The organism is Paenibacillus sp. N119s, from assembly GCF_059447605.1.
In genome coordinates, this window is sequence record NZ_JCAJRU010000535.1 from 1 (window position 1) to 374 (window position 374).

At 49.5% G+C, this 374-nt stretch carries 1 pseudogene; it reads right to left on the minus strand.

Annotated elements, in window-relative coordinates:
• Positions 1–374: pseudogene (locus AC5V8P_RS26200) on the minus strand (contractile injection system protein, VgrG/Pvc8 family); the annotation flags it as partial.

The window sequence follows — 374 nt, forward strand, 5'->3', positions numbered from 1 at the left end:
AACACTTTCCCAAGAATCCATTTGCTATAATAGGCTTGTTTAGCTTTCTCATGCTCGTGTATACTAATCAACCCTTGTATAGCCAAACCAGCCAAGTGTTTCAACGGATGAATGCCGTTCCCCTTACTGCCTCCAACGGAAGGGGTTCCTTTGCTCCGAACAGGGATCGCTGCGGTTGCTCTCAGAATCACACCTCCTGCGGGTCCACCTAAAGCTCCTGCAACAACGCCAGCCACTTTTCCCATCACTGGAATGGAACCTAATAGCTTGGATACTGTCCCCATCATGGCATTCGCCTGTTGAAGCTTTGCTGGACTGGTGACTTTTGCTTTAGGAGGAGAGGCTTGGCTGCTAGATGAATCCTTGGCTGCTGA